Raw genomic sequence first — 3,113 nt, 5'->3', positions numbered from 1 at the left:
CGGTTGCCGGACCACCACGGGTTCGTCGGCTGCGGTCCGCGCAGGGTCCCCCACCGCTCGATGGACTTGCTCCAGGCGTCCTGCTGCCCGACGTCGTACCCGAGGGCGCGCGCGGCGTCGCGGACCGCGGACCGGGCCCGGTAGGAGATGACGTTCGCGACCTGCGCGGCGTGGGTGCGCCCGTGCTTGGCGTAGACGTACTGGATGACCTCCTCGCGGCGGCCGGACTCGATGTCGACGTCGATGTCCGGCGGTCCGTCGCGCTCGGGGGCGAGGAACCGCTCGAACAGCAGGCCGTGCTTGACGGCGTCGACGGCGGTGACCTTGAGGGCGTAGCAGACCGCGGAGTTGGCGGCGGACCCGCGGCCCTGCGCGAGGATGCCGTTGCGGTGGCAGAAGTCGACCAGGTCGTAGACGACCAGGAAGTACCCGGGGAAGCCGAGCTCCTCGATCACCCGCAGCTCGTGCTCGAGCTGGGCGTAGGCGCCGGGCACCCGCTCGTCCTCCGGCGGCCCGTAGCACTCGAGGGCGCCGCGGCGGACGAGCTCGCGCAGCCAGGTGGCCTCGGTGTGCCCCGGCGGCACCGGGTACGGCGGCAGCTGCGGCGCGACCAGGTGCAGGTCGAAGGCGGACTCGTCACCGAGCGCGGCGGCGTTCGCGACGGCGTACGGGTGCCGGCGGTGCCGGTGCAGCATCTCCGCGGCGGAGTGCAGGTGCGCGGTCGGTGCGCCGGGCAGCCAGCCGTCGAGGTCCTCCATCGAGGACCGGGCGCGCACGGCAGCCAGTGCCATCGCCAGGTCGGCGTCCCGCGGGGTGGCGTAGTGGACGTTGCCGGTGGCGACCAGCGGCAGACCGGCGTCCCGTGCGAGCGCCGCCAGCGCGTCGGCGGTCTCGGAGTCGAACGGGCTGCCGGTCTGCGTGACCTCCACGGCGACGTTGTCCCGGCCGAACAGCGCGACGAGGCGGTCCAGCTCGGTGCGCGCCCGGCCGACCCCGGCGGTGGTGACACCGGGCTGCCGGCCGTCGTCGGTGAGCGCCCGGCGGACGGGTCCCTTCCGGCAGCCGGTGAGGACGAGCCACCGGCCGGCGGCCTGCTCGGCGAGCTCCTCGAGCCGGTACGCGGCGGCGCCCTTGGTGCCGGTGGCCAGGTGCGCCTCGGCGATGGTCCGGGACAGCGCCCGATACCCGTCGGGTCCGCGCGCGATGACGGGCAGGTGCACGGCCCGGGGGTCGGGCACGCCGGTCGGGGGGTCGAGCACGTCGGGGCCGCCGACACCGGGGACGGGCAGGTGCAGCTCGGCACCGAACACGGTGGGCAGGCCGACCTCGCGCGCCGCCTCGGAGAACCGGACGACGCCGTACAGGCCGTCGTGGTCGGTGAGGCCGAGCGCGCTGAGCCCGAGCCGGTACGCCTCGGCGGCGAGCTCCTCGGGCTGGCTGGCGCCGTCGAGGAAGCTGAACGCCGAGTGCGCGTGCAGCTCCGCGTAGCGGGGGGTGTCAGTCATAGACGGCCTCGCAGGTCCAGCCGTCGGGCCGGCAGGCGAGCAGCAGGGCCCGGCCGTCGCCGAGCGTGACCTGCAGGTGCACGCGCACCCGGGCGTCGTCGGGCGACCACCAGCGCTCGGCCAGCGGCCAGGGTCCCGCCCAGCCGGCGACGGGGTGCTCGGTGGCCGGGCGGCGGTCGCTCGCGGGGGTGCGCACCCGCGCGGGGACGCCGCTCATGGTGAACCGCGCGTCGAACCGCACGGGCAGCCCGGTCGCGTCCAGCACCTCCACCGGGGCCGGACGGGCGGGCACGGTGGCGGGTGCGGGCGACGGGAGGTGGCCGGGCCACGGCCGGTCGACGGGGCGCGGGGCGGCGGCCTGCGCCCCCCACGGCTGCAGGTGCACCTGGTCGCGGACGTCCCGGCCGCCCTGCAGCGCCGCGGTGAGCACGCCGTCGCCGCCGAGCAGCCCCTGCACCCGGTCGAGGGCCCGGTGCGCGCGCAGGTCGCCGCCGGAGGGGCCGCCCCACAGCCGTCCCTGCTCGGCACCGGCGGGAGCGACGTCCTCGGCGGTGATCGCCAGGGAGACGAGGCCCACCGGCTCGGCGTGGTCCTCCGGCTCGCCGCCGTTTCCGTTCCCGTTGCCGCGCTCGACGGCGACGGCGGTCAGCCAGCCCTCCAGCTGCCAGCGGATGCGGTCGGTGATCCGCGCCGCGGACAGTCCGCCGAGGCCACCCATGTCGGTGCGCCAGGCGCGGGTCAGCTCGGTGCCCTCGTCGGTGCGGGCGGTGATGCGCAGCCGCGCGCAGGCGACGGACTGCTCGGTGAGCAGGGTGTGCAGCTCCTCGGCGAGCCGGCGGCCGGCGAACGTCGCGACGTCGACCCGGTGCGCGGGCGGGTCGAGCTCGGTGGCGACCTCCAGGTCCGTCTCGGGGCGCCGGCGAGCGGGTGGCCGCAGGTCCTCGCCGCGGACGAGCGTCCACGCCCAGGTGCCCCAGGCGCCGAACCGGGCGTGCACGTCCCCGCCGCTCAGGGCCGCGAGGTCGCCCAGGCGGCGCAGGCCGAGCCGGCGCAGCAGGTCCACCAGGTCCGCGACGGCGCGGGCGGCGTCGTCGTGCACGGCGGCGGGCGTGAGGTCGTCGATGTCCCGCGGCGCGAGGAACGCCGGTGACCCTCCGGGCGGCACGACCTCGTCCGTGCGGGCGGCGAGGATCGCGGCCAGCAGCCCGTCGGCGGTACCGACCTGGCACTCGTGGCCGGTGCGCTCGGCCACCACGGACACCAGCCGCTCGGCCAGCGCCTCCTCCGTGCCGTGGAACCGCGCCGCCCCGCCCGCGGGCAGCAGGAGCAGGCCCGGTCGGGCGACCTCGATCCCGGCGACGACGGCCTCGGTGGCGACGGCCACGGGCTCGAACAGGCGGGCGTCGCGGTCGTCGTCGACGGGCAGCAGGACGAGCTCGGGGCACACGCCCTGCGCCTGCCGCCGGCGCATCCCGCGCCGCACGCCCTGGGACCGGGCGAGCGCCGAGACGGCCGTGAGCCGCGCACCGGACTGCACGGCCGCGGGCAGGTGCGGCGGCACCTCGGCGGCGCGCACCGCGGCGACGACCGGCCAGTCCGGCACCCAGA

The 3,113-nt window shown here is 77.5% G+C and carries 2 protein-coding genes; both read right to left on the bottom strand.

The features are described 5' to 3' along the window. Window positions 1-1,505, bottom strand: a 1,505-nt coding sequence (locus KJP73_RS19090; RefSeq protein WP_213284465.1) for a PHP domain-containing protein, incomplete at its 3' end; no start/stop codon positions are given. Further along, window positions 1,498-3,113, bottom strand: a 1,616-nt coding sequence (locus KJP73_RS19085; RefSeq protein ID WP_213284464.1) for a DNA polymerase Y family protein, incomplete at its 5' end; no start/stop codon positions are given. The genes KJP73_RS19085 and KJP73_RS19090, both read right to left, overlap by 8 nt.

The sequence above is a fragment of the Cellulomonas hominis genome, assembly GCF_901521055.1.
Taxonomy (GTDB): domain Bacteria; phylum Actinomycetota; class Actinomycetes; order Actinomycetales; family Cellulomonadaceae; genus Cellulomonas; species Cellulomonas endometrii.
This window is presented reverse-complemented; position numbering and strand designations above follow the sequence as displayed.